20 protein-coding genes and 1 tRNA gene are annotated in these 24308 nt (G+C 57.1%); 11 read left to right on the top strand and 10 right to left on the bottom strand.

Going from position 1 to position 24308, the window contains the following annotated elements; translation table 11 throughout:
- Positions 1–45 precede the first annotated feature (45 nt).
- Positions 46–1983 (bottom strand): SurA N-terminal domain-containing protein, encoded by a 1938-nt coding sequence (locus MWU38_RS08950; RefSeq protein ID WP_247271504.1) that lies wholly within the window; start codon positions 1981–1983, stop codon positions 46–48.
- Between the two features lie 307 nt (positions 1984–2290).
- Here MWU38_RS08950 and tpiA point away from each other — a divergent pair, with 307 nt between their 5' ends.
- The 3 genes from tpiA (at position 2291) to MWU38_RS08965 (ending at position 5300) form a co-directional block, all read left to right on the top strand.
- Entirely contained in the window at positions 2291–3055 is a 765-nt protein-coding gene (gene tpiA / locus MWU38_RS08955; protein WP_247271505.1) for a triose-phosphate isomerase, read from the top strand.
- Between the two features lie 85 nt (positions 3056–3140).
- Positions 3141–3554: a preprotein translocase subunit SecG gene (gene secG / locus MWU38_RS08960; RefSeq protein WP_247271506.1), complete on the top strand. Its 414-nt coding sequence runs from the start codon at positions 3141–3143 to the stop codon at positions 3552–3554.
- Between the two features lie 108 nt (positions 3555–3662).
- A complete protein-coding gene (locus MWU38_RS08965; RefSeq protein ID WP_247271507.1) occupies positions 3663–5300 on the top strand; it encodes a CTP synthase in 1638 nt (545 codons plus the stop codon).
- Positions 5301–5791: 491 nt separating this feature from the next.
- On the opposite strand, the gene MWU38_RS08970 is transcribed toward MWU38_RS08965, so the two are convergent.
- On the bottom strand, positions 5792–6283 hold the full coding sequence (locus MWU38_RS08970) for an Hsp20 family protein (protein ID WP_247271508.1): 492 nt from the start codon (positions 6281–6283) through the stop codon (positions 5792–5794).
- A gap of 183 nt (positions 6284–6466) precedes the next feature.
- Here MWU38_RS08970 and grxC point away from each other — a divergent pair, with 183 nt between their 5' ends.
- From grxC to MWU38_RS08990, 4 genes are all read left to right on the top strand, one after another.
- The gene (gene grxC / locus MWU38_RS08975; protein ID WP_247271509.1) at positions 6467–6730 is read left to right on the top strand and encodes a glutaredoxin 3; all 264 of its coding nucleotides are present in this window, start codon (positions 6467–6469) and stop codon (positions 6728–6730) included.
- A 12-nt stretch (positions 6731–6742) separates the two neighbouring features.
- Positions 6743–7561, top strand: coding sequence for a carbon-nitrogen hydrolase family protein (locus MWU38_RS08980; protein WP_247271510.1), 819 nt, complete (start codon positions 6743–6745; stop codon positions 7559–7561).
- A 9-nt stretch (positions 7562–7570) separates the two neighbouring features.
- Positions 7571–8065 carry a DUF1178 family protein gene (locus MWU38_RS08985; RefSeq protein ID WP_247271511.1) on the top strand — a complete coding sequence of 165 codons (495 nt, stop codon included), beginning with the start codon at positions 7571–7573 and terminating at the stop codon, positions 8063–8065.
- 55 nt (positions 8066–8120) lie between these two features.
- Positions 8121–8197, top strand: a tRNA-Arg gene (locus MWU38_RS08990).
- A gap of 94 nt (positions 8198–8291) precedes the next feature.
- On the opposite strand, the gene ggt is transcribed toward MWU38_RS08990, so the two are convergent.
- The 5 genes from ggt to MWU38_RS09015 all read right to left on the bottom strand — a co-directional run bounded on the left by ggt (position 8292) and on the right by MWU38_RS09015 (position 16630).
- Positions 8292–10070 carry a gamma-glutamyltransferase gene (gene ggt / locus MWU38_RS08995; RefSeq protein WP_247271512.1) on the bottom strand — a complete coding sequence of 593 codons (1779 nt, stop codon included), beginning with the start codon at positions 10068–10070 and terminating at the stop codon, positions 8292–8294.
- 10 nt (positions 10071–10080) lie between these two features.
- A complete protein-coding gene (locus MWU38_RS09000) occupies positions 10081–10626 on the bottom strand; it encodes a PepSY-associated TM helix domain-containing protein (RefSeq protein WP_247271513.1) in 546 nt (181 codons plus the stop codon).
- A gap of 67 nt (positions 10627–10693) precedes the next feature.
- The gene (locus MWU38_RS09005; protein WP_247271514.1) at positions 10694–13978 is read right to left on the bottom strand and encodes a glycosyl hydrolase; all 3285 of its coding nucleotides are present in this window, start codon (positions 13976–13978) and stop codon (positions 10694–10696) included.
- A 511-nt stretch (positions 13979–14489) separates the two neighbouring features.
- Positions 14490–15632: an MFS transporter gene (locus tag MWU38_RS09010; RefSeq protein ID WP_247271573.1), complete on the bottom strand. Its 1143-nt coding sequence runs from the start codon at positions 15630–15632 to the stop codon at positions 14490–14492.
- 86 nt (positions 15633–15718) lie between these two features.
- Positions 15719–16630 (bottom strand): haloalkane dehalogenase, encoded by a 912-nt coding sequence (locus MWU38_RS09015; protein ID WP_247271515.1) that lies wholly within the window; start codon positions 16628–16630, stop codon positions 15719–15721.
- A gap of 119 nt (positions 16631–16749) precedes the next feature.
- On the opposite strand from MWU38_RS09015, the gene MWU38_RS09020 reads away from it, so the two are divergent.
- The 4 genes from MWU38_RS09020 (at position 16750) to MWU38_RS09035 (ending at position 20945) form a co-directional block, all read left to right on the top strand.
- Positions 16750–17910 (top strand): acyl-CoA dehydrogenase family protein, encoded by a 1161-nt coding sequence (locus MWU38_RS09020; RefSeq protein WP_247271516.1) that lies wholly within the window; start codon positions 16750–16752, stop codon positions 17908–17910.
- A 102-nt stretch (positions 17911–18012) separates the two neighbouring features.
- A complete protein-coding gene (locus tag MWU38_RS09025) occupies positions 18013–18309 on the top strand; it encodes a septum formation initiator family protein (RefSeq protein ID WP_247271517.1) in 297 nt (98 codons plus the stop codon).
- Between the two features lie 174 nt (positions 18310–18483).
- Positions 18484–19578, top strand: a complete 1095-nt coding sequence (gene pdhA / locus MWU38_RS09030) for a pyruvate dehydrogenase (acetyl-transferring) E1 component subunit alpha (protein ID WP_247271518.1) — start codon at positions 18484–18486, stop codon at positions 19576–19578.
- Complete coding sequence (locus MWU38_RS09035; RefSeq protein ID WP_247271519.1) at positions 19578–20945, top strand: pyruvate dehydrogenase complex E1 component subunit beta; 1368 nt, start codon at positions 19578–19580, stop codon at positions 20943–20945. Before pdhA ends, MWU38_RS09035 begins: the two co-directional genes overlap by 1 nt.
- Positions 20946–21008: 63 nt before the next feature.
- On the opposite strand, the gene MWU38_RS09040 is transcribed toward MWU38_RS09035, so the two are convergent.
- Genes MWU38_RS09040 through MWU38_RS09050 form a run of 3 tightly spaced genes read right to left on the bottom strand, consistent with a single transcriptional unit; the run spans position 21009 to position 24234 of the window.
- A complete protein-coding gene (locus MWU38_RS09040; RefSeq protein WP_247271574.1) occupies positions 21009–21701 on the bottom strand; it encodes a hypothetical protein in 693 nt (230 codons plus the stop codon).
- A gap of 2 nt (positions 21702–21703) precedes the next feature.
- Positions 21704–22300, bottom strand: coding sequence for a TadE/TadG family type IV pilus assembly protein (locus MWU38_RS09045; protein WP_247271520.1), 597 nt, complete (start codon positions 22298–22300; stop codon positions 21704–21706).
- The gene (locus MWU38_RS09050; RefSeq protein WP_247271521.1) at positions 22300–24234 is read right to left on the bottom strand and encodes a pilus assembly protein TadG-related protein; all 1935 of its coding nucleotides are present in this window, start codon (positions 24232–24234) and stop codon (positions 22300–22302) included. Before MWU38_RS09050 ends, MWU38_RS09045 begins: the two co-directional genes overlap by 1 nt.
- Positions 24235–24308 lie beyond the last annotated feature (74 nt).

Here is a 24308-nt window from a genome sequence, read left to right on the forward strand (position 1 = left end):
CGTATCGGTAGAGGTGGCCTGTCCCACGAGGTTCAGCGCCGCTCCTTAGCTTTCGCCAGCGAGGTTGCGACGAAGCGCTTCGATCGCTTCTTCATTGCGCTCAACGCCAACTTCTTCGCGCACGGAACGCGAAAGCTGGCTTGCGTATTCATTCGCGATTGCATTCCCGATCTGCTGGCGTGTTTGTTCGAGCAGCGGATTGTCATCCTCGACCTCGCCAACGCTAATCTCGTCGAGATTGACCACGAACCACCCAAGACCGTTCTGATCTTCAAGCACCTTGGTCGAGCCCTGAGCCATAGAGAACAACAAAACTACCGCAGAGGGCACGCGGCCTTGCGATTGCTGAAGGAGCTCTTCGCGCGTGAGGTCGATATTCTGAATTTGACGCAAATCTACGCCCGCATCGCTCATGGCATCCCTGATCGATGCGCCGCCCTCAATGGCCTTCTGCACTTTGTCAGCGACCTTGCGCGCTTTTTTGCCCCCTTCGGCCAATCGCCACGCAACTGCGACTTCCTGCTTGACTTCTGCAAGCGGGGGAGCCGCGCTTTCGGTGATTTCAGATACATCGAACACGACGAATTGCGCGCCCAGCACCACCTCTGCAAGCTGCGGATTGCCCTCTTCCATCTGGAATGCCGTGTCGACCAGCGGACGAACTGCTTGAGAGACGCTTTGTCCCTGCGTGCCAAACACGGTGCCGTTGGCAGTGATGTTCGAAGCAGTAATGACTTCGAGCCCGAACTCCTCCGCCACATCGGTAAGGGAGGTGCCGGTGTCCACCTGCTCCTCAATCCGTGAACTGAGGTCGATCAGCGCGGCGGCAAGCTTCTCGCCGCGTATCTGTTCTGCAATCTGGCTGCGCACTTCGCCGAGGGTGCGTGCTGGGGTGTTCTCAATCTGGTCAACCCGCGCGACATACCAGCCAAGAGCGCTTCTGGCGGGGTCAATGACCGTGCCGCGCGGCGTCGAAAAGACCTTCTCGGCGATAGCGAAGCTGGTCGCTGTGCCGGTCTGCTCCTGGTCGCGAAGTTCGCTTGTGGAAACATTGAAGCCAGCCTCGGCCGCCGCAGCTTCCAGAGAAGTGCCGCTGCGGATGCGTGCTGTCAGGGCTTTGGCCGCTTCTTCGGTTGGAACAACGAAAGAGCTGAAAGAGCGGCGCTCTTGCGCATCGTATTGTTCTGCATCTTGTTTGAAGCGCGCCGCAATTTCTGCATCGCTCGCCTCAAGATTGGCCGTCACCTTGTCTGCCCCAAATGCGGCAAAACGCAATGTGCGGCGCTCGGGCAGGATGAAATCCTCCCGGTTCGACGAGTAGAATGAACCGAGTACCTCATTGTTGGGCTCTTCTTCGGGAGCATAGGCGAGGGCAGAGATCAGTCCGACCTGACCTTTGCGCCGTTCAAGAACCAGCGAGGCGTAATGTTTGGCTGCCGCTTTTGGCAGGGTCGAGGCACCCAGTGCCGGGCGGAGGATTTGTTGTGCAAGAAGGCCGTCGGCAATGTCTTTGCGCAGGATGGAATCGGTGATCCCCTGACGGCGAAGCGCAGCTTGATAGGTTTCGGAGTCAAACTCGCCGGTCAGATTGCGAAAAGCCGGAATCTGCAGAATTTCGCTGTTCACCAGATTGTCGCCTGCACGAAGGCCAATATCGCGCGCGAAAAAGCCCAGCGCATAGCGGTCGATCAAAACGTCAATTTCGGAAGCATACCCGCCTTGCTCGATGAATTGCGGCATTGTGATTGTCGGGTTCTGTTGGCGCGCGCGATCAAGGGCGCTGTTCACTGCGCCATTGGCTTCATTGGCAGAAATCGTGTCGCCGCCGACGGCTGCGATCTTATCATCGCCGCTAAGCCCGCCAAATGTCGCCGAGCCCGAAATGTCGCTTGCCGCAAAGGCGAGAGCCACGATGATCAGAAACCCGATGAAGATGGGCAGGCCGATCTTCGACTGGAAAAAATTACGGAACAGCGAAATCATCTAAGTCAATTCCCAAAGCGCAAAATTACGCCGCGCGGCGCGTGTTTTTTGTGACGCTTGGCCAACAAACGGACCGCGACACGATGTCAATAGCGATGCCTTAAGTGTTCCAAGGGCGGGAAAACTGCGCTTTCCCCCAGATGGCCTCAAGGTCGGAGCGCTTTATCTCCCCTGCGACCTCGCGGCAACAGGTTGCGCAAGCTTTTGACTAAACTTACATGCTCGTCTAGCCGACCGCCCACCGCGAGTTTACATCTTGGTGCCAGATTCGCGAGGTCACCCTCGACAAAAATTTTCAGGAAAAGCAATGTCCCTTCGACCCTACATCGTTGGCAATTGGAAGATGCACGGCACCCGCGCCATGCTGTCAGAGGCGCGCTCGATCGACCGCGCAGCTCAGCGTCATATGAAAGTCGAGGTGGCGATTGCGCCGCCATACACCCTTATTCACCCGATCCATCGCGAAGCCGAACAGATCGCCGTGGGCGCGCAGGATTGCCACGAGCAAGATGGCGGGGCGCATACAGGCGACATCTCGGCCTCCATGATCGCCGACGCGGGCGCGAAATTTGTCATCCTTGGCCACTCGGAACGCCGGCAAAATCACCGCGAAAGCAATGCGCAGATCAAAGCGAAGGGCGAATCAGCGCTAGCCGCCGGCCTTCGCGTCATCATGTGCTGCGGCGAGAGCGAAGAAACGCGCGAGAAGGGCGATGCGGTCGCCTTCGTATCGCGCCAGCTCAAGGCGTCGCTTCCCGCCGACATCGAAGATCCAGCGGAACAACTCGCGGTCGCCTATGAGCCAATCTGGGCCATTGGCACCGGTAATACGGCGCAAACCAGCGATATCGAAGAAATGCACGCCAGCATCCGCGCGCTCCTCGTCAAGCTTTATGGCGAAGAGGCAGGCCAAGGTGTGCGCATCCTTTATGGCGGTTCGGTAAAGCCTGAAAATGCTGCCGAAATTTTCGCTGTGCCTAATGTCGGCGGCGCGCTCGTCGGCGGCGCAAGCCTTACCGCTGACAGCTTCATGAGCATTGCCCTTGCAGCAGCAGAGACCGACGACGCGTAAAGCTTTAGGCGCGTCTAACCTTGTCGTGGGCGGCGCTTGTCCCTAAGTGCGCCCTCAAGCACGCTAACCAATCGAAGAAACAGATATGTCGCTTTTCATTATTCTCACTGTCATTCAGGCAATGATTGCTGCCGCACTTGTCGGGGTGGTGCTTATGCAACGCTCCGAAGGCGGAGGCCTTGGAATTGGCGGCAATCCTTCGGGTGCACTTGGTGCGCGCGGCGCAGCCGATTTCCTGACCCGTTCGACAAAATGGCTGGCGATCGTGTTTGTGGTGATGTCGATTGTGCTCGCCGCAATGGCCGTCAGCGAATCGAGCGTCGGCGAAGTTTCATCGACCCTCGACCGCGATGCAGCCGCTCCGGCGCCTGTCGACCTTCTCGGCGAAGGCACACCAAGTGAGGGCGGTGCGGCATCATCCGAAGATTTGCTTGGCGAAGACAATTCAGCCACAGGAACCGGTGAAACCGCTCCTGACGATGATCCGCTCAGCGAATAAATCGCGCAGCTAACCTATTTCCCAAAAGTCACACTTGTGGATTGGCGGAGTTTTCTCGCGCCAATTCGCTTGCCAAGAATCGCACTCAACGCTTAAGGCTCAACTCCCATGGCGCGGTACATTTTTATCACCGGCGGCGTGGTCTCCTCGCTCGGCAAAGGTCTCATGGCGGCAAGTCTTGCTGCCCTCCTTCAGTCGCGCGGGTATAAGGTCCGCATCCGCAAGTTCGATCCCTATCTGAACGTCGATCCGGGCACGATGAGCCCGTATCAGCACGGCGAGGTCTATGTGACCGACGACGGCGCTGAAACCGACCTCGATCTGGGCCATTACGAACGCTTCACGGGCGTCTCTGCGCGTCAGAGCGACAACATCACATCTGGCCGCGTTTACCGCGACATCATCGCGAAAGAACGCCGCGGTGATTATCTTGGCGCGACCGTGCAGGTTGTTCCGCATGTGACCGACGCCATCAAAGAATTTGCGCTCGCCGATCAGGACGATCACGATTTCATCCTGTGCGAGATCGGCGGGACGGTGGGCGACATCGAGTCGCTGCCTTTCATGGAAGCGATCCGCCAGATCCGGAACGAGCTTGAGCCGTTTCAGACCTTAAGCGTTCACGTGACGCTTGTGCCCTATATTGCCGCTGCCGGTGAGCTGAAAACGAAGCCGACGCAGCACTCGGTCCGCGAACTCGCATCGCTCGGGATCAAGCCAGATGTGCTTTTGTGCCGTGCAGAGCACCCGATCCCCGATGGTGAGCGTCAGAAAATCGCGAATTTCTGTAATGTGCGCAAGGAAGCGGTGATCCCCGCTCTGGATGCGCCTTCGATTTATTCAGTTCCGCTGCAATATCACGAAGAAGGGCTCGATGCAGAAGTCCTGCGGGGCTTTGGCATCACCGATGCACCTGCGCCCGATTTGTCCGCCTGGAACGACGTTACCGACCGCTACTTCAACCCGGAAGGCGAAGTCACCATCGGCGTGGTTGGCAAATACGTCGGCCTTCCAGACGCTTACAAGAGCCTCAATGAAGCGCTTGTCCACGGCGGGCTGGCGAACCGTGTGAAGGTCAACATCAAGTGGATCGATGCCGAAATCTTCGAAGGCGAAGATGACGGCGATATCGTCTCTGCGCTTGAACCGATGCACGGTATCCTCGTGCCCGGCGGCTTTGGTGAACGCGGCAGCGAGGGCAAGATCGCATCTGTCCGCTTTGCAAGAGAGCGCAAGGTCCCCTTCTTCGGCATCTGCCTCGGGATGCAGATGGCCTGTATCGAGGGCGCGCGTTCGGTGGGCATTGCGGACGCCTCTTCAACCGAATTTGGCGAAACCAAAGAGCCAGTCGTGGGCATCATCACCGAATGGATGACCGAAGAAGGGCTGCAAAGCCGCGAAGAGGGCGGGGACCTTGGCGGGACCATGCGCCTTGGCGCTTACGAAGCAAAGCTTGGCGCGAACAGCCACACTTCGCGGATTTATGGCGGGGCCGAGACGATCTCAGAGCGCCACCGCCACCGTTATGAGGTGAACAGCGGCTATATCGAGCCTCTCGAAGAAGGCGGTCTGGTGTTTTCAGGGATGTCGCCTGATGGGCTTTTGCCGGAAATAGTTGAACGGCCCGATCACCCTTGGTTCGTCGGCGTCCAATTCCATCCCGAGCTTAAATCAAAGCCGTTTGACCCACACCCGTTGTTTGCAGGCTTTATCGCGGCAGCGCTTGAGCAATCGCGGCTCGTTTAACGCGCGCGAAATACAGCGTTTGATCGCAAGTTTCACCCGCTTGGGGTGAGGGTTGCTGTCATTACCATGACAGTGCAGGGTGAATTTTCTTCATACCCGTCAAATACTTGTCGCATTTTTACAAGTGCAGCAGTTTGGCCTTGCGCGAGTGCTGATTTGCGCTTTACGCAAATACCAAGAGCTCGAATGTACCCCCTTATTTCTAGGGGTAATTAACGCGGCGTGCACAGATATTGTGCCATGTTCAAGCTGCCGAGATGTTGAGCGGTGCGAACAGATCAAGAAATTGCCTTACGCAACGCTACCAAGAGCTCAGACCAGAGTTGGCCGTCTACTGCGACCCGGTCGGTCGATTTTGGTTTGGGGCGACATATGTCGCAGGGGGCGACTCTTTATGAGCCGCCCCCGTTCTTTATCGCAAGATAACGACTTGGGATTGTTGATAGTTTCCGGTCACCCTCGGGTTGGATAACCGCAATGAGCGACACCGGTTAGGCAGCGTTCGCTTCACCTTCTTCGCTTGACGGTGCGTCTTCGCTCGGCACCGCGCTCAAAGTGGGTGTCGCGTTCACAGCGATTTTCTTAGGCTTCATGGCCTCCGGAATTTCACGCACGAGGTCGATCACAAGGAGACCATCGGCGAGCGCTGCGTTTTCAACGCGCACGTAATCGGCAAGTTCGAAACGGCGTTCAAAGCCGCGATTCGCAATGCCAACGTGCAGCATTTCGGCGCCTTCGTCGGCGTCTTCGCGTTTGCGACCCTGAACGGTCAGCAAATTGGCCTGCGCAGTAATTTCGATGTCCTGCGTACGGAATCCAGCGACCGCAAGTGTGATGCGATAGCTGTCTTCGCTTTGCCGAGCGATATTGAATGGCGGATAATTGTCCCCGGAGCTCGCGCGCGCCTGGTTTTCGAGCATGTCAAACAGGCGGTCAAAGCCGACGGTGCTGCGACGATAGGGGGTAAAATCAAGACGTGACATAAATGCAAATCCTCTTCTTTGAGCAATTTGGTTTCAATTCGCAGACCTGCGACGTGCAGCGCCTGCTTGGGATTGTCGCCGATGCCATTTCCCAAGACTGGCGAAATGCGGCGACACGCATTAGTTAGGTTCTCGAAAAATGGCTTTCAAGAGGTTCTTGAGGCATAAAAACGGGATTGAAACATGACAGCTCCAACGATCGATATTTACACCAAATTCGCATGCCCATTTTGCGTGCGCGCCAAGCATTTGCTCGACAAAAAGGGCGCGGCTTACAACGAATTTGACATCACGATGGGCGGCGAGAAGCGCGACGAAATGATGGAGCGTGCGCCGACGGCTCGCACCGTACCGCAGATATTCATTGGTGACACGCACGTAGGCGGTTCAGACGATCTTGCAGCGCTTGAAGAAACGGGCCAACTCGACGCGCTTCTGGCGGGGTAAGGCAACGCGCTGATGCCGAAAATCGCAGTCCTTCAGATGACTTCGGGGATAGATGCCGAGGCAAATTTCGACACTATTGCAGCGGCTGCTGGTGAGGCTGCGGGCGAGGGTGCCAAGGTGCTTTTTACCCCGGAAATGGCGCTCTTGCTGGATCGCAATCGCAAGCGTGCCGGACAATGGATTACCAGCGAACGTCCGAGCGAATTGATAGAACGCTTGGCCCAATTGGCATCAGATCTCGAAATCGACATTTGCATGGGTTCAGCGCCCGTCGCTGGGAGCGACGACAAGTACGCCAATCGCACCTTTTATCTATCTGCATCGGGCGCGCCTCCGGTCACCTACGATAAGATCCACATGTTTGATGTTGAGCTTTCAACCGGCGAAACGTGGCGCGAGAGCAGTGCGTATCAAGCGGGTGATGAAGTGGTCACACTCGAGGATACGCCCGTCGGCAGGTTGGGCCTGACTATCTGTTATGACATGCGGTTTCCGGCCTTGTTCGAAACGCTTGGCCAAAGAAAGTGCGACGCCATCGCCATTCCTGCGGCCTTCACCAGGCCCACGGGCAAAGCACATTGGCATGTCCTCCTTCGAGCGCGTGCGATTGAGGCAAGCGCTTTCGTGATCGCCGCTGCCCAAGTGGGCAAGCACGAAGACGGGCGCGAAACTTATGGTCATTCACTCGTCGTTGACCCTTGGGGCGAGGTGCTGTTGGACATGGGCGGTGATCAACCTGGCCTTGCCTTTTGCGACATAGACCTTGGCCGCATCACCGAAGTTCGTGCGCAGGTCCCAAGCCTTGCCAATCGTCGCAAAATTCCCAACTAGCAAACCGTAATGATTGTCTTTGACCTCCATTGTGAGCACGGCCACCGATTTGAGGGGTGGTTTAAATCATCTTCCGATTACGAAGAGCAAAAGACACGTGGGCTCGTCACCTGTCCGGAATGTGCCACTGATGCAGTGAGCAAGGCTCCCATGGCGCCTGCTGTTCCTGCAAAGGGCAACAGCAAGCCGGACCGTGCGCTCGCATCGCGACCTGAGCAGCAGTCAGCCCCCGGCGAGGGAAAAGCTGTGACCAACGCGCCGCCTCCAGCAGAGGTGCAAAAGGCGATGGAAGCGCTGGCCAAAGCGCAGGCCAAGGCTCTGGAAAACAGCACCTATGTGGGCAAGAACTTCGTCAAGGAGGCGCGCGAAATGCACTATGGAGAGCGCGACGAGGCCCCCATTCATGGGCAGGCGAGCCTAGAGGAAGCCAAAGAACTCGCCGAGGAAGGCGTGCCCGTCGCGCCGCTTCCCTTTCCTGTGGCTCCACCTGATAAGCTTAATTGAACAAAGCCCAATTGATCACCGCGCACACGCTGCTATGGCAGTGGCCGCTTGGATTGGCCCCGTAGCTCAGCCGGATAGAGCACCAGATTCCTAATCTGGGGGCCGCGTGTTCGAATCACGCCGGGGTCACCAAGCGTCACTTTTTACGCACGCCCATTCGGGTGCGCATCCGCGCTAGACGGGCAGGCAAGCTGCCCCCGCCAGTCGCCCTTCCGGCCCTTCGGGATCAGTAGCCGCTCGCTTGACCGTCCTTGCGCATCTCGGTTGCGCCGGCATAGACGCCGGTTTCCGCATCGCGCATAATCGCCTGATAACCGCCGAACATGATGCCGTCGGAAACCACGCGGACATTGTGACCCATCGAGCGCAAGGTTTCGATGGTTTCGGCCGGAATACCGGGTTCCACATTCAATGTACCCAGATCATCGTCAATCGGCCCGTCGAGGCTGTCGGTGGGTTGCCGTCCGCCATCGTGATTGATGCGCGCAGCATCGCCTGCTTCCTGGATGTTCATGCCGAAATCGACCATGTTGACAAGCACTTGCACGTGCCCTTGCGGCTGCATTCCTCCGCCCATCAAACCAAGCGTCATGAAGGGCTCTCCGTCTTTCTTCACGAACGCCGGAATGATCGTGTGGAACGGGCGCTTCGAAGGCTCGTATGCGTTAGGGTGCTCAGGATCGAGGCTGAAAAGTTCGCCGCGGTCCTGGAACATGAAGCCGAGGCCATCGGGCACCAGACCGCCGCCCATGCCGCGATAGTTAGATTGGATGAGGCTCACCATCATTCCGTTTTTGTCGGTGACGGTGAGATATGTGGTGTCTCCTTCGCCCTCAAGCTTGGGCTCGCCGGGGGCAAAGACCGGCGTCGCTTTCTCTGGGTCGATCAGTGCAAAGCGTTCTTTTCCATATTCTTCGCTTAGCAATTCTTCTGGCAAGGCGGAGAAATCGGGATCGGCATAGAATCGCGCGACATCGGCATAGGCTAGGCGCTTGGCTTCGGTGATGTAATGGATCACCTCCGGGCTGCCACGTTCCCATTGGCGAAGGTCCACATTCTTCAGAATGTTGACCATCTGCAAAGCTGCAAAGCCTTGGCCGTTTGGCGGAAGCTCGCATAGCTCATAACCATCGCGGTATTCAGCGCAGCCCACATCCACCCATTCGCTGGTGTGATTGGCGAAATCTTCCATCGTGTAGGCAGAACCCTGACGTTGAAGATAATCCACCATGACCTTGGCCAGGTCACCTTCGTAAAAGGCATTGCGCCCCTCGCGCCCGATTGTCTCGAGCGTGTTGGCAAGATCAGGGTTTTTGAAAAGGTCACCAGCTTCGGGCGCGCCGTTGGCAAAATAGGTTGCGCGCGCATTTTCGAATTCGAACGGGAAGCTCTCAAGCCGGTTTTCGTAAGCGCGCAGGCTACGGTCGAAATACATCGCGATCACCGGCGCAACGGGATGGCCGCCGCGCGCATACGCGACCGTTGGCGCCAATACATCATTCATCGGCATGGAGCCGAAGCGTTCGTGCATGGCGAACCAGCCATCGACTGTGCCGGGAATGGTGACGGGCAGGGGGCCCACTGGTGGCAGGGCATCGGCGCCATCCAGTTTTTCAAGCAGGTCATCGAGGGTTTGACCCGAAGGGGAACGGCCCGAGCCATTGAGGCCGTGAAGTTCGCCAGTTTTTGGATCGTAGATGATCGCGAACAGATCACCGCCAATGCCGTTGCCAGTCGGCTCCATGAGGCCGAGTGCTGCGTTCGCTGCGATCGCGGCGTCCACGGCATTGCCGCCTTCACGAAGGATCTGGAGTGCGATTTGCGTCGCCAGCGGATGGGCGGTCGCTGCCATGCCGTTTTCGGCATAGACCGGACTGCGCGACCAATTGGCCCCTACAGGCCTGCCGCCTGCACCGATTTGTTCTTCGACAGGTTTTTGCGTTTCTGCGGCAACAGGCGAAGCAATCAACGCAATAAGGGAAGCGGCGGCGGCGAGAGTTCTCATGGAATGGCCCCTAGTTTGTGACGGGTTTCGATGCGGCCTTCTTGGTCCGCTTCTTTTTCGATTTCGCTAGATATGGCAACAAGAAGAGGTACGCCCCGGTTCCCCACATAATGATGAGGATGACGCCAACCGGCAGAAAAACGTAAAGCTTCACCCAGTCGGCGAACCACGACCCATCGTGAATTGCCTCAATTGTGTCGGAACGGCGGTAGGCAACTTTGAGCACCTCGGCTGTCGCGGTGTCGACCTGAACCTCCCAGCCTGAATTGGCGCGAAGTTTTGCAATTCCTCGGTCCACGCGCAGGTCGATCCGGTCGATGTCGGTCCAGTCCTGAATGCCGGCTTCAGGGTGCTGGCTCGCCGCATCGACCATTTGCTCATACGAGATGGTGGGGATTGTATCCTCAACGGCGCCTCTTTCGGTGCCGGGTTGGATCCACTCAACCTCTTTTTTGAGCATGAGGAACCCGCCAGCCACAAACATGATGGCCGCAGGGATGAATACAGCGACAGAGAGCCAGTAATGGACCTGACGAAACAAGCGTTTTGCGTTCATTGTCTCTCAACTGAAGCGGGGGCCGCCCGAAGACAAGCCCCCAGCATCTTTTCTTTTCGATCGCAGGTTATTGGGGAAGCGCGCTGCCCGCAACCCAGGGGGCACCAGCAGCTTCAAGCTCGACCTCAAAGCCAGGAATGGTGCTTTCGGTGAGCGTGCGCAGACGGCTTTGAATGTCGGTAAATTCTGCCTGAGCGTAGCCGAACTGGTCGCGGTGCGATTGTGTCGGGCCATAGGTCGATGCGCCAAGACCCATCATCACCATACCCAGACGGCTGCGAACGGTTGGCTGCGTGCGCTCCCCAATGACTTCGCGTGCCTGATTGCCATTAAGAAGACCATTGAGTGCATTCGCCTCATTGCGGATTGCTGCAAGGCGGTTGTCGAGTGCGGTCGGATCGCCGCCAGCCCGCTCGACCGCGACTTGCATCAGATCGATGCGTTTCTGAGTTTCATCAAGCGTGTTCGCAAAAGCTGTCACCTTGCGGTCGAAGGCAGCAACCTCTGCCCAGAAGTCTGCCGCATCGGGCTGTGCCGGAAGAGCACCCTCGCGAAGCCGTTCCACCATGAACGGCTTTGGCCCCACAAGCTCGGTTGTGACACCGCGCACCCGCTTCGAAAGCGAGACGGTGTATTGACCGGGGCTTGCAAGGAAGCCGCTGCCGTCCGAATTTGGACGTGGCATACGCGTCACAGCCGATTGGCTGGGGTATCGAAGGTCCCAATTGACGCGGTGGAAGCCTTTCTTGGCCGGACCCTTGATACGGCGCACCACATTGCCATCCATATCGCGCACGGTGAGATAGATCGAAGGCTCTTCTTCCAAAAGCTCGGCAGTCAGGCTGTCAAAGTCTGGCAGTGGCGTATCGCCGCCTCGCTCGGCAACGGGTTTTTCCCGCGCTTGGCGCATATCTTTCAGAGATTGAACGTCGTCTGAGAGATAATAGGTGAAGTTTGCACCAAATGGCGGGTTGGGCGCCCGGAAATAGCCGTGGCCCTGACTGCCACCCTCGTCGAAGGCGAGCGGGTGCTGTTCGATGTACCACCACGCTTTGCGGCCCGGGAAGAGCATCGCCTCTTGGGAAAGGCTCGCTTCGTTAATTTCGCGCAAGGGCGAGATATCATCGACGATGAAGAAGCCACGGCCAAAGCTGGCTGCAACAAGATCATCTTCGCGGCGTTGGATCGTCACATCGCGGAACGCAATCGTCGGAGCATCGCCAGTCATCCTGACCCACTTCTGACCGCCATCGAGGCTGAAGAACAGTGCAAATTCGGTCGCAGTGAAAAGCAGGTTCGGGTTTTCGTGATCCTGAACGATGCGCCAGACGAGGTGGCGATCAGGGATATTGCTCTTGATCGAGGTCCACGTGCGGCCACGGTTCGTGCTCTTCAAAAGGTACGGCTTGAAGTCACCATATTTGTGATTGTCGAGCGCGACATAGACAGTGTTCACATCGAAAAGATCAGCGCGGATGTCGTTGACGTAGGCGGTCGATGGGACCCCCGGAAGCGAGCCGACTTCGATCCGGCGCCAGTTCGCGCCGCCATCTTCGGTCACCTGGATCAGGCCATCGTCAGTCCCGACATACAGAAGGTTTTCATCCAGCGGGCTTTCACCAATGTTCGCAATCGTGTTGTATTGTCCCATGGCCAGCAGGTCCCAGCCTGCATCCCAGCTCCACTGACGGCCCTGAACAGGCAGGCGCAGGCGGTTTTCGTTGCGGGTGAGGTCGGGTGAAATTGCCCGCCAGCTATCCCCGCGATCATCCGAACGCCACAAACGCTGCGAGGCGTGGTAAATGCGCGTAGGCTGGTGCGCGCTCACCAGAATGGGCGCATCCCAGTTGAAACGGGCAATCGGTTCGCCGGGCGCGGCTTGCGGTTGGATGTGGACAATTTCGCCAGTGATGCGGTCGACGCGGGCCAGATTACCCTGCTGCCATTGCGCATACATGATGTCGGGGTTGCCCGGCTCGGTCGCGGACTGGTGCCCGTCAGCAAACAGCGTGATGAACCAGTCGTCGTTGCGGATGCCGTGACGGTTGTCGGTCCGCGACGGACCGCCTTGCGAATTGTTGTCCTGTGTCCCGCCATAAACGAAGTAGAACGGCTCAGCGTCATCGACCGCTACTTTGTAGAACTGCGTGATCGGCAGGTTGTTGATGAAGCGCCAGGTTTTGGTGTGGTCATAGCTTTCATAAAGACCACCATCGGAGCCAAACAGCACGTAGTCGGGATCATCCGGCCGGAAGGCAAGTGCATGGTCGTCCACGTGTTTCAGATCGTTGTTGAGGCCGCTGAATGTCTTGCCACCGTCGTTCGAAATCTGCGAGGTGTTCGACATCAGGTAAATGCGGTCGAAGTGGTGCGGGCTTGCATAGAGCTCTTGGTAATAGTGCGGCCCCGTGCCGCCCGACACGGTGTCGGACATCTTGGTCCAGCTGGACCCGCGGTCGGCCGAACGCCAGATACCGCCTTCGCGACGGTCGGTTTCAATCGCTGCGTAAACGATGTCGGGCCGCATGGGAGAAATGGCGAGGCCGATCTTGCCCATATTGCCTTGGGGAAGCCCGGTTTTAAGCTCAGACCAGGTTTCTCCACCGTCTTCCGAGCGCCAGATGCCACTTTCCGGTCCGCCGCCGACATATGCAGCGATCGTGCGATGGCGTTGCCAGGTGGTCGCATAAAGGCGGTCAGGGTTGCGCGGGTCGATGATGAGATCGCCTGACCCGGTGTATTCGTTGTCCGAAGAAAGAACGAGATTCCAAGTTTCACCGCCGTCGGTGGTCTTGTAAACGCCTCGCTCGCCGCCGGGGCTCCAGACCGGACCTTGCGCCGCGACCCAGACGGTGTTCGAATCTTCAGGGTGAACGATGATCTTGCCGATCCGCTCGGACCCTTTTAGCCCCATATTCTTCCAGCTTTTACCGCCGTCTTCAGAAAGATAAATTCCGTCGCCATAGGCAAGGTGACGCCCGCCGTGGTTTTCACCGGTGCCAACCCAGATGCGGCTCGGGTCACTGGGGTCAAGCGCGAGCGAGCCGATGGAATAGGAACCTTGACCATCGAACAGACTGGTCCAGGTGGTTCCCGCATTCTCCGTTTTCCAAACGCCGCCAGAGCCCACCGCGACGTACCAGGTAGCCGGTTCGTCGGGCACAATGGCGATGTCCGCGATGCGGCCCGACATGAATGCAGGACCAATTCCGCGAAGTTTGAAGGCTTCAAAGGTGCCGCTCGACAAAGCCGGTTTGTCGCTGTCGTCTTGCGCAAAAGCGGAAGTGCCAAGACCAGAAAAGGCGAGCCCAAGGACCGCCGTTAGCGTTACGAAGAATTTTTGAAGCGACATATAACCCCCGTGTCGCAGGAGGCGTCCCCTGCGAGAGTTTAACCAAGACAGCCAGCTTGAACCGCGTAGCCCCTTACGTCCGATGGCTAGGCTCTCATTATCTCCCCTTCAAGGAAGAAGCCCCGACCTGCCGATGAACATTGATGGATCAAAAGCTCTTTCGCGCGGCTCAACCGCAAGGTGAAACCGATGAACGACATATTGAGGCGGACCAGCGTCAAGACGGCGAGGGTGTGTCTATTTCGGATAATTAGCGGCGCCTTGAAAAAAGGGCGCTCGGCAATTCCGTGAACAGCAGGCTGTTCGGAAAAAGTGCCGTAGCGCCCTTTTAATAACGGCCCGTCTCACGATCAGGCCGGGGTGGCTATGAGATCACTCGGATGGAACCGGAAAAGTGGGAGCCAGCCTCCCGCCCTCGGTATGATCCTTAGCGGCCTCTTCACTTTGTTTAGACCTCGCCGGCCTAAGATACACTAGCGAATGCCTAGGGACTGTTACCTAGTGTTTGCACCTAGATGCGTTCAGCCGAGGAGCGATAGGAATAGATCGACAGGGCGAGGACACTGATCGAAACAAGCGCCATCAGTGCACATGTTCCGGCCCATCCGGCCCAATCATACACGCTCGTTCCCAATATGCTGCCCAAGGCACCGCCCACGAACATCAGCATGATATAGGATGTGGTTAGCCGTGTGCGGATTTCTGGCTCTTCGGTGAGGAAGGTCATGCGCCCCGTTACATCGATCGTGGGGCCGACCGCGTTGATGATAAAGAGGGGTACGATGATCTGCCACACCGATCCGCCAAGCGGATAGAGCAGCGCAATGCCAGCGCACTGCGCAATCGCGGCAATCATTCGCGCCCGGCGCGGGCCGATTTTGTCTGCGAGCTTTCCCAGCCGCGGCGTGACGAAGATGCTGACAATGGCAATGCCCGCAAGATAGCCGACCGTGTCGACCCCGTAGCCCATGTCATCGCCGGTCAGATAAAGCGCAAGGCCAAGCCAGATTGCGATGAAGCTTGCGAAGTTGAGCGCCTGGATAACGCCTCCGATAACCATATCCCGATTGGATCGGGCAATGGTAAAGACGGACAGGATGAGCGCGATGTAGCTGCTCCTTGGCCCCTTGTTCACTTTACCTTCGCTTCGCATGGCAACGGGCAAACACACTGTAATCCCAGCCATGAGGACGACTGCGCACCAATAGACAGCGCGCCATCCGAAAGTTTCCGCGACAATGCCAGCGCCAACGCGCGCGACCAGAATGCCGAAGATTACGCCCACCGTCAGTAGCGCCATCACCTGTCCCAGCCGTTCTGGCGCGACACGTTTCGAGGCAAAGGTGGGGATGAGATAGGGCGCGATGGTGACAAAACCCAGAAGCGTCGAGGCGAGCGTGAAAAGCGCAAAGCTTTCAGCCAGAGCCATGCCAAGCATGAACACGCTCTGCGCGCCCACGAACACAAGACTGAGTGTCTTGTTCGAATAGCGATCGCCCAAGGGAAGAAGCAGGAGAATGCCAAACACGAGCGCGAGCTGGTTCAGTGCCGGGACAATCCCGATCTGAGCATCGCTTACGCCGAAACTATCGGCGACCTCACCTACAATCGGGTGGATGTAATAGGCATTGGCCGTGACAATCGCGACTGTCACGGCCAACGCATACTCCTGACCCTTGGTGAGATAGCCGAGCGATTGCGCCGATTGTTCCTTGGCAGGCTCGGGCGTGATGGAAGCGTTCAGATCACACCTGCTTTCTTAGCCATATCAATCACGCCTTTTGCGAGCTCCTTCGGTCTGTCTTCCTGACAAAAATGCCCGCAGGCCGAGAGCATGCCGTGAGGTTGACCTTTGGCACCGGCAATACTGTCAATAAGCGGCTGCGCAAGTCCGCCTGTGACCGGATCATCTTCACCAAACAGCGTGAGGAACGGTTTGCCAAAGCTGGCGAGGCCCTGCCAAGCGACCTTGTTCTGCGCGATGCCTTGCATACCGTCCTCGACAGGCACCAGCGCAGGAAAAGCGCGTGCGCCGGCCTTGCTGGGTTCATCCGGAAAGGGCGCGTCGTAGGCTGCAATTTCATCGGTGCTGCGCTCGGTGGCGGTGGCGCGCTGGAGCAATTCACCGATTTTGAACTCGGGCGAACTCTTTGCAAATTCGCGCCATGCAAGGAAAGCAGGCGAGGGCGTGCCGCCGGTGGGCAGGAATGTGTTGGAAGCAACGACATATTGAAAGCGGTCTGGCTGTTCGCCGACAAGCCGTAGCCCCAGGAGCCCGCCCCAATCCTGACAGAACAGGCCCGCATCCCCCGGCACGATCACATCGCGCCATTGCGAGAGCCAATAGATGTGGCGGTCATATGTGTAGAAGCTGATGTCGTCTGGCTTATCGCTTTTGCCAAAGCCGATGAGATCCGGCGCAAGGCAACGGAAACCGGCATCGAGCAGGATCGGGATCATCTTTCGATAGAGAAAGCTCCAACTGGGCTCGCCATGAAAAAGCAGCACGGCAGGCGCGTCCTTTGGCCCCTCGTCCACATAGTGCATCCGGCCCTTATGCCCGCTGCCAAGATCGATCTCTAACCAGTTCTCCGCGAAAGGATAATCGGGAATGCTTGCGAAGCGCGAAAGGTCAGCCTGAAGAACTTTCATGATGGTGGTCTCCCGTTTCAATGGAGAGATAGGTAGCATGAAACAACCGATTGTGTTTGAAATTTGCAGCGAGCCTCCTGATAAGGCGCGCAAAACACCCGAGAGAGAGAGGATCAGGAATGTCCCAAGAGAGCGAAGAGCTCGCCGAAATCCGCCGCTCGGTAAGAGCATTGTGTGATGGTTTTCCGGGCGAGTACTGGCGCGAAAAGGATGCAGCGCGCGAATATCCGGGCGAATTTGTCGATGCTTTGACCAAGGCTGGCTTTCTTGCTGCGCTTATTCCGACCGAATACGGCGGTAGCGGGCTCAGCCTTGATGCGGCCTGTGTCATCATGGAGGAAATTCAGGCGAGCGGGTGCAACGGCAGTTCGGCTCACGCGCAAATGTACATCATGAATACGCTTCTGCGGTATGGGTCCGAGGAACAGAAGGCGCAGTATTTGCCGCGCATCGCCAAAGGTGCACTGCGATTGCAGGCATTTGGCGTTTCAGAACCCACCAGTGGTACAGATACGCTCAGCTTAAAGACACGGGCGGTGCGTGAAGGCGATCATTACATCGTTTCAGGCCAGAAGATCTGGACCAGCAGAGCCGAACATTCCGACCTCATGCTGTTGCTTGCAAGAACCACCCCTCGCGAGGATGTCGCAAAGAAAACCGAAGGCTTATCGATCTTTCTTGTCGATATGCAGGATGCGCTCAAGAACGGTATGAGCGTCAAACCCATTCGCACCATGATGAACCATTCATCGTGCGAGGTATTTTTCGACGATCTGCATATTCCGGCAAGCAGTCTTGTGGGGGAAGAGGGTAAGGGCTTTCGCTACATCCTTTCAGGCATGAACGCGGAGCGCATTCTGATCGCGGCGGAGTGCATTGGCGATGCGAAGTGGTTCATCGAGCAAGCGCGCACCTATGCCAGCGACCGCACAGTCTTCTCCCGGCCCATCGGTCAAAACCAGGGCGTACAGTTTCCAATTGCGCGAAGCTATGCGCAGGTGTGCGCCGCTGAACTGATGGTGCATCACGCGGCGCGAGCCTATGACGAAGGCGGAAATCCCGGCGCAGAGGCCAATATGGCCAAACTTCTCGCGTCCGAGGCGAGCTGGGCTGCTGCTGACATGTGCGTTCAAACCTTCGGCGGATTTGGTTTTGCAGAAGAATACGACGTTGAACGCAAATTTCGTGAGGCGCGGCTCTATACCGTCGCCCCGATTTCAACCAATCTAATCCTGTCCTATTTGGCAGAACACGTGCTGGGTTTGCCTCGCTCTTATTAGGCATTTTTACCAATTTGGCGCGAAATCTCGACGCTCATTCGCATTTCGCTTGCATGGGGGCGTTAACTGTGATTCTGTGAGGATAGAAGGACAGGGATACCCATGCGCAGACAACCACAAGAACACGTGAAGCAAAGCCTTGCGCTTGTTTTGCTTGTGGTGCTTACCGTTGGCGCAATCGCGGGGCCCACGGGCCTTCTTGCATGGGCTGAAAATTCCGAAGTTCTCGCTGAACGCGAAGCGCGCATTACCGCGCTCACCGAAAAGCGCGACGCATTGAAGAACCGCGTCGAATTGCTCGACCCCAATGGCGCCGATCCGGATCTTGTAGGCGAACTGGTGCGCAAGGATCTTGGTGTGCTTCACCCGGATGAAATCGTCGTGACCTTGGAAGACTGACCATTTCGCGCTTAATTGGTTGTCCAGTTCAAGACTTTTTACCAAATTGGTAATTTAATACCTATGCATTGCGCTTGACGTTGCGGAACCCTTAGCGCCCTGCCTATATCGGTGGTGAGACGGCGATTTTGGCACCACTGTGAAAATCGACCGCAAGTGAGAAGGGATAATACTTTGGCCAAAAAGCCCGCCGCAAAAAAAGCCGCACCCAAGAAAGCGCCGGCATCGCCAGCGCCTTCGGATGATACAGATTTCATCCTTCACTCGCTTCAGGAAGAGTTCGAGAAGAACAAGAGCTTCGCTGCGAATGATGATCAAATGCTTGAGTTCTACAAGCAGATGCTTCTTATCCGGCGGTTTGAAGAGAAGGCGGGCCAGCTCTACGGTCTTGGGCTGATTGGCGGCTTCTGTCACTTGTATATCGGTCAGGAAGCGGTCGCGATCGGCCTTCAATCGGCGCTCGACAACGACACGGATAGTGTGATTACCGGCTACCGCGACCACGGCCACATGCTTGCCTATGGTATTGATCCAAAGGTCATCATGGCAGAGCTGACCGGCCGTGAAGCTGGTATTTCCAAGGGCAAGGGCGGGTCGATGCACATGTTCTCGACCGAGCACAAATTCTACGGTGGCCACGGTATCGTGGGCGCTCAAGTGGCTCTTGGCGGCGGCCTCGCTCTTGCGCACCAATACAATGAGGATGGTGGGCTTTGCCTTGCATATTTCGGTGATGGCGCTGCGAACCAGGGCCAGGTCTACGAGACTTTCAATATGGCGGCGCTCTGGAAACTGCCGATCGTATTCGTGGTCGAGGATAACCAATACGCAATGGGAACATCGAGTTCGCGCTCGTCGGCTGAGACCCGCTTCCACCGCCGCGGCACGGCTTTCCGCATTCCGGGCATGGATGTGAACGGCATGGACGTCCTTGAGGTGCGTGCCGCCGCCGAAGTCGCGTTCAAACACGTGCGCGAGGGCAAGGGACCTGTTTTGATGGAGTTGAACACCTATCGCTATCGCGGCCACTCCATGTCTGACCCAGCCAAATACCGCACCCGCGACGAAGTGCAGGAACAACGCGAGAAGCATGATCCGATTGAGCGGCTTAAACGCACGCTGATTGAGAAAGGCCATGATGAGGCCGACCTCAAGGCTATCGATAAGGACATCCGTAAGATCGTGACCGAAGCCGCTGACTTCTCGGAAAGCTCTCCCGAGCCAGCGCCATCTGAGCTCTACACCGATGTTCTGGTGGAGAACTACTAATGGCTATCGAACTCAAAATGCCCGCGCTTTCGCCCACGATGGAAGAAGGCACGCTTGCCCGATGGCTGAAGGCAGAAGGCGACACGATCGAGCCCGGCGATATCATTGCCGAGATTGAAACCGACAAGGCGACGATGGAATTTGAAGCCATCGATGAAGGTGTCCTGTCCAAGATCCTTGTCGAGGAAGGCACCGAAAATGTCGCTGTCGGCACGGTGATCGCCCATATGGAAGGCGAGGGCGCCGAGGCCTCTCCCACCCCGACACCAACACCAACACCGGCGCCTGCTCCGACACCGACGCCTGCGCCAGAAGCCTCTACTGCCGACGCACCGCCCAAGGCTGCGGCACGGGCGAATGATCCTGCGATCCCTGAAGGCACCAGCTTCACCTCCACTACCGTTCGCGAAGCACTTCGCGATGGGATGGCCGAAGAGATGCGCGCCGACCCTCGCGTATTTGTCATGGGCGAGGAAGTCGCGGAATATCAGGGCGCGTATAAGGTTACCCAGGGGCTGCTCGATGAGTTTGGTCCCAAGAGGGTTATCGACACCCCGATCACCGAGTATGGCTTTGCTGGCATCGGCGCAGGTGCTGCGATGGGCGGGCTTCGTCCTATTGTCGAGTTCATGACCTTCAACTTCGCCATGCAGGCGATTGACCACATCATCAACTCGGCGGCCAAGACCAATTATATGTCCGGCGGGCAGATGCGCTGTCCCATCGTGTTCCGTGGCCCCAATGGCGCGGCGAGCCGTGTGGGCGCGCAGCACTCGCAAAACTATGGTCCATGGTATGCAAGCGTTCCGGGTCTCATCGTTATTGCGCCTTACGATGCCTCCGATGCGAAGGGGCTGATGAAGGCGGCGATCCGTTCCGAGGATCCTGTAGTCTTCCTTGAGAACGAGCTTGTTTACGGGCGCAGCTTTGACGTTCCTGACCTCGATGATCACGTGCTTCCTATCGGCAAGGCGCGGATAATGCGCGAGGGTAAGGATGCGACCATCGTTTCCTACTCGATCGGCGTGGGACTTGCGCTCGAAGCGGCCGAGACTTTGGCGGAAGAAGGAATAGACGCAGAAGTCATTGATCTGCGCACGCTTCGCCCGCTGGATAAGGAGACCGTGCTCAAAAGCCTTGCCAAGACCAATCGCCTGGTAATTGCTGAGGAAGGTTGGCCGACATGCTCTATCGCGTCCGAAATCGTCGCGATTTGCATGGACGAGGGTTTCGACGATCTCGATGCGCCGGTCACGCGGGTCTGCAATGAGGACGTGCCTTTGCCTTATGCCGCCAACCTTGAGAAGCTTGCATTGATCGACGCGCCGCGTATCGTCGAGGCCGTCAAAAAGGTCTGCTATAAGTAAGAAAAAAGGGGAGGGTGGCCACCGCCACTCTCCCCTTTTGACTTTTCGCCAAGATTTGACCGGTTAATTGAGGTCCTTGGTGTATTGATTGCACCGCGCCACCGGGCTTACCGGGTTGGTCTGCTGCAAACCGCTCAAATCGCGCACATCGCGAATGTTGAATGCAGCTTCGTATTGAAACTCTTTCTCGCCGAAAAGTTCAAACGGCGTGATGTGGTCGTAGGTGTAGTAAAGCTCAACGAAGATCACCGCTGTACCATCGCTGGCGGTCACCGGTTTCGTCGGTTCACCCATGCCCTTGAAACCATTGCCATTGGCGCCTGTTCCCTCGGACCCATATTTGGAATCCTTCATCTTCGCCCCGCGACACCGCTGCCACGCGATCCATTGCCCGCCATCGTCGTTGACCTGCAGGCTTGAAATGATGATGCGGCCATTCTCGAAGATATCATAGCTTTCGCCGAGCCGTTCTGCGCCGACGAAAGTGCCGTTGATATCCTGTTCTGTCACGACCTGCGCTGCCAGAGCGCTGTCACCCACGCGGCTCGCGTTATCGGCGACCTGCATGGCAATCTGGCTCATCTGCATATGCGAGATCGCGAAATAGGCAGTCTCAGTGCCAAGCATTCCCATGCTGAGAGTGATCGGCGCTGCGAAGGCGAATTCGGTAAGCGCGATGGCGGAATTGTCGCGCGCGAGGGTGCGCAGTTTCTTGGCTGCATTTCGCAGACGCGAGAATTTGGGGGCTTTGATCATGCTCACGCGCAATTCCCTTGTGATACACTCTTGACCTGTTCGGCGTAAGGTTGGTTGCGAAGAACGGTCGAGGCGCTCAGATTGATGGTTTCGGAAAGGCCCGCCAGATAGGCCATCGGCAAAAGCCGGTCGTAGCTGACGTTGACGGTGTAAAGCACCGCGTCCTTTGCCCCGCCGATGCCTTCAGCACCGCGGTTCGTATCGTATTGACCGTTGTTGTTGTAATCGATGTAAGGCTCGCCAGCGTCGCATTTTCCGTTGCCGTTGGTATCGGTGTATTCTTCAGGCTGACCGATATCCTCGAATTCGAAGTGCGAGAGCTTAATAAGTTCGATTTCTGCAGTTGCGGGCACGACATTGCGAACCTGTGCAATCACAGCATCATCAATGTCATCCTGCTTGACCACGCCGGTTTCCAAGGTGAGGTCGCGCGCAGCTTTTTGAATGGCACCGCTCATAAGCGAGTTGGTGTAGCTGGAGTGGGCCATGTCAAAAATGCCCATGATGAGCAGGATCAGGACCGGCGCGACCAGAGCGAACTCCGTTAATGCCGCGCCGTCTGTGTCGCGCTTCAAGCCTTGTGCTTTCGTGATAGCCATTACTTGGTCAACCTCAGGTCTGCGATCTTCTCAGCGATCTCGCGGAACTTGGCGTCAAGCTCGTCACCATCGGCAGCGCGCATGGCGCGGCCCGGCGTCGCACAATCGATCAGGTTTTGCGAAAGCGCCGTGCCAAAGGCGACCACCCACAGGGTGATGTTCTTGTTGCGCACTGCGCGGCAGGCGGCCTGGAAGCGTTCTGCGTGAATGGCGGTGTTGTCGTCTTGGTCGCCATCGTCGGTGACGCGGCGGTCCCACCACTCGTAGCCATAGGGCGAATACACGCGATTGTTTCCGAACATCACGCCGTCGGTCATGAAGACGATGTGGCGCGAGATGGACTGACCGTTTGCACCGGTCTGGTTGCGCGAGGAGAAGATGCCATCTGGCGAAATCATGCGGCCACCCCACACCATTCCAATGTCGTGGTAGGTCGCGCCGTCGGCGACAAAGCCCTCGCTCGCTTTCAGGTAGTCTACAAGTTCGGTCCGATCAGGCATCTTGTCCAATTGACGCACTGGCTTGGGGCAAGTCGTCCAGATCGGCTGCTTGTCCTCTTCGGAGCGCATGTTGCCGTAAATGTAGTTTGACTCGCTGTAACGGTTGCTTCCGTCGGTATAGCGAGGGCGAACCAGTGTGGGCAGCATGGGCGCCCAACGTTCGGCTTCCGAACTTGGCACAAGGTCAATGTCGATATCGTATGCGCCTGCTGGAACCGGGTTCCAGACGCTCGTGTTCACCGTTTGCGCTTCTTCGATACAACCATTCCAGTTGTGCCGTTCAATCTCCATGTCATCGCCCGTATCGGCATCAAGATAGCCGTTCGAAATGACATTTCCGACGTTATAGGAAACGGGCTTGTATTCCCAATCCCACTCATATGGGGCATCTTCGATGATCGTGATTGTCGACCAGGCGTCGTAAGACTGGCGGTTGAAATACAGCCGGCATTCGCGGTTGGTTGATGAAGTCGAACCAAACCACGTCCCGCTTGCAAAATTGAGGTTCAGGTACTTGGCGAAGCCTTCGTAAACCGAAACTGTCCGTGATCCGTTGGTTTCTTGCGAAACGAGGGTCAACCCTTCTGGATCGTGCGAGATGTATTCGTTGTTGCCCGGTTCGTTGGTGAAGGCAATATCCACACAATCGTTATAGGTCGCGAGCACTTCGCTGTAGTATTGCTGGTTCGGCAGGTTCTGGAAATTTGTCGCATCACCTGTGCGCACAACGTCGATACTTTCGGTAGTTGGCGTACCAGAAGTGCGAATTGTCTCGCGCGATTGATAGGTATGGTTGGTTTTCATCCAGCCAGCTTGCAGAAGGTGACCGACATTCACCTGCGAGGAATAGGGGACAATGCCGTAGCGCACCTGCGCAGCATCGGATGTAGCCTCTTCGATCACGTCATAGAATGACATGGTCGCATCGCGCAGATCCTGGATAGGCTGACCGTCCATTGACCCGGTGGTATCGAGTACGAGCACGATGTCGGTGTTCGCGATGTTGATATCGGCCTGACACTCTACCTCGACCGGGAAGGTTTTGTAACCGAACGCGCCCATGATCGATGCTGGAAGAGTGCCGGTCGCTGTTCCGTTCACTTCGCCATCGTCTGTCCCGACAAAATCGCGTTCAAGGTTTTCGAGCCCGAAGGTCCCTTCTTTGTAGTTGTTGTCAAAGAAGTTGAGGCCAACGGTTTTGTGCTCGTTGGTAAAATCGTTGTCATCCATGGCGCGCCGCGCGGCAAGAGCGCCTGCATCGCACGCTGCCTGGAGGCGCGATTCCGTCATGTAATAGCGGCTCGCATCGACGCCGCCTCCGACCATCGCCATTAGCGGCAGCATTGCTGCAGCAGAGATAGCGAGCGTGTTCGCGGTCGTGTCGTGCGCGATGCGCTGGAGAAACGTGCCAGTCGGTATCAGCGATTTACCCATGGTACTTTGTCCTCAAGGTTGTCTTTCACGTGCAATCCGCACGCAATTTAAGCTATTGGACACAGGTATAACCC

The sequence above is a fragment of the Qipengyuania sp. S6317L1 genome (genome assembly GCF_023015615.1).
Classification (GTDB): Bacteria; Pseudomonadota; Alphaproteobacteria; order Sphingomonadales; family Sphingomonadaceae; genus Erythrobacter.

Excerpts from the sequence above, each read along its gene's own strand:
- MWU38_RS08950 (WP_247271504.1), bottom strand. The coding sequence starts at position 1,983 with ATGATTTCGCTGTTCCGTAATTTTTTCCAGTCGAAGATCGGCCTGCCC.
- tpiA (WP_247271505.1), top strand. The coding sequence starts at position 2,291 with ATGTCCCTTCGACCCTACATCGTTGGCAATTGGAAGATGCACGGCACC.
- secG (WP_247271506.1), top strand. The coding sequence starts at position 3,141 with ATGTCGCTTTTCATTATTCTCACTGTCATTCAGGCAATGATTGCTGCC.
- MWU38_RS08965 (WP_247271507.1), top strand. The coding sequence starts at position 3,663 with ATGGCGCGGTACATTTTTATCACCGGCGGCGTGGTCTCCTCGCTCGGC.
- MWU38_RS08970 (WP_247271508.1), bottom strand. The coding sequence starts at position 6,283 with ATGTCACGTCTTGATTTTACCCCCTATCGTCGCAGCACCGTCGGCTTT.
- grxC (WP_247271509.1), top strand. The coding sequence starts at position 6,467 with ATGACAGCTCCAACGATCGATATTTACACCAAATTCGCATGCCCATTT.
- MWU38_RS08980 (WP_247271510.1), top strand. The coding sequence starts at position 6,743 with ATGCCGAAAATCGCAGTCCTTCAGATGACTTCGGGGATAGATGCCGAG.
- MWU38_RS08985 (WP_247271511.1), top strand. The coding sequence starts at position 7,571 with ATGATTGTCTTTGACCTCCATTGTGAGCACGGCCACCGATTTGAGGGG.
- ggt (WP_247271512.1), bottom strand. The coding sequence starts at position 10,070 with ATGAGAACTCTCGCCGCCGCCGCTTCCCTTATTGCGTTGATTGCTTCG.
- MWU38_RS09000 (WP_247271513.1), bottom strand. The coding sequence starts at position 10,626 with ATGAACGCAAAACGCTTGTTTCGTCAGGTCCATTACTGGCTCTCTGTC.
- MWU38_RS09005 (WP_247271514.1), bottom strand. The coding sequence starts at position 13,978 with ATGTCGCTTCAAAAATTCTTCGTAACGCTAACGGCGGTCCTTGGGCTC.
- MWU38_RS09015 (WP_247271515.1), bottom strand. The coding sequence starts at position 16,630 with ATGAAAGTTCTTCAGGCTGACCTTTCGCGCTTCGCAAGCATTCCCGAT.
- MWU38_RS09020 (WP_247271516.1), top strand. The coding sequence starts at position 16,750 with ATGTCCCAAGAGAGCGAAGAGCTCGCCGAAATCCGCCGCTCGGTAAGA.
- MWU38_RS09025 (WP_247271517.1), top strand. The coding sequence starts at position 18,013 with ATGCGCAGACAACCACAAGAACACGTGAAGCAAAGCCTTGCGCTTGTT.
- MWU38_RS09035 (WP_247271519.1), top strand. The coding sequence starts at position 19,578 with ATGGCTATCGAACTCAAAATGCCCGCGCTTTCGCCCACGATGGAAGAA.
- MWU38_RS09040 (WP_247271574.1), bottom strand. The coding sequence starts at position 21,701 with ATGATCAAAGCCCCCAAATTCTCGCGTCTGCGAAATGCAGCCAAGAAA.
- MWU38_RS09045 (WP_247271520.1), bottom strand. The coding sequence starts at position 22,300 with ATGGCTATCACGAAAGCACAAGGCTTGAAGCGCGACACAGACGGCGCG.
- MWU38_RS09050 (WP_247271521.1), bottom strand. The coding sequence starts at position 24,234 with ATGGGTAAATCGCTGATACCGACTGGCACGTTTCTCCAGCGCATCGCG.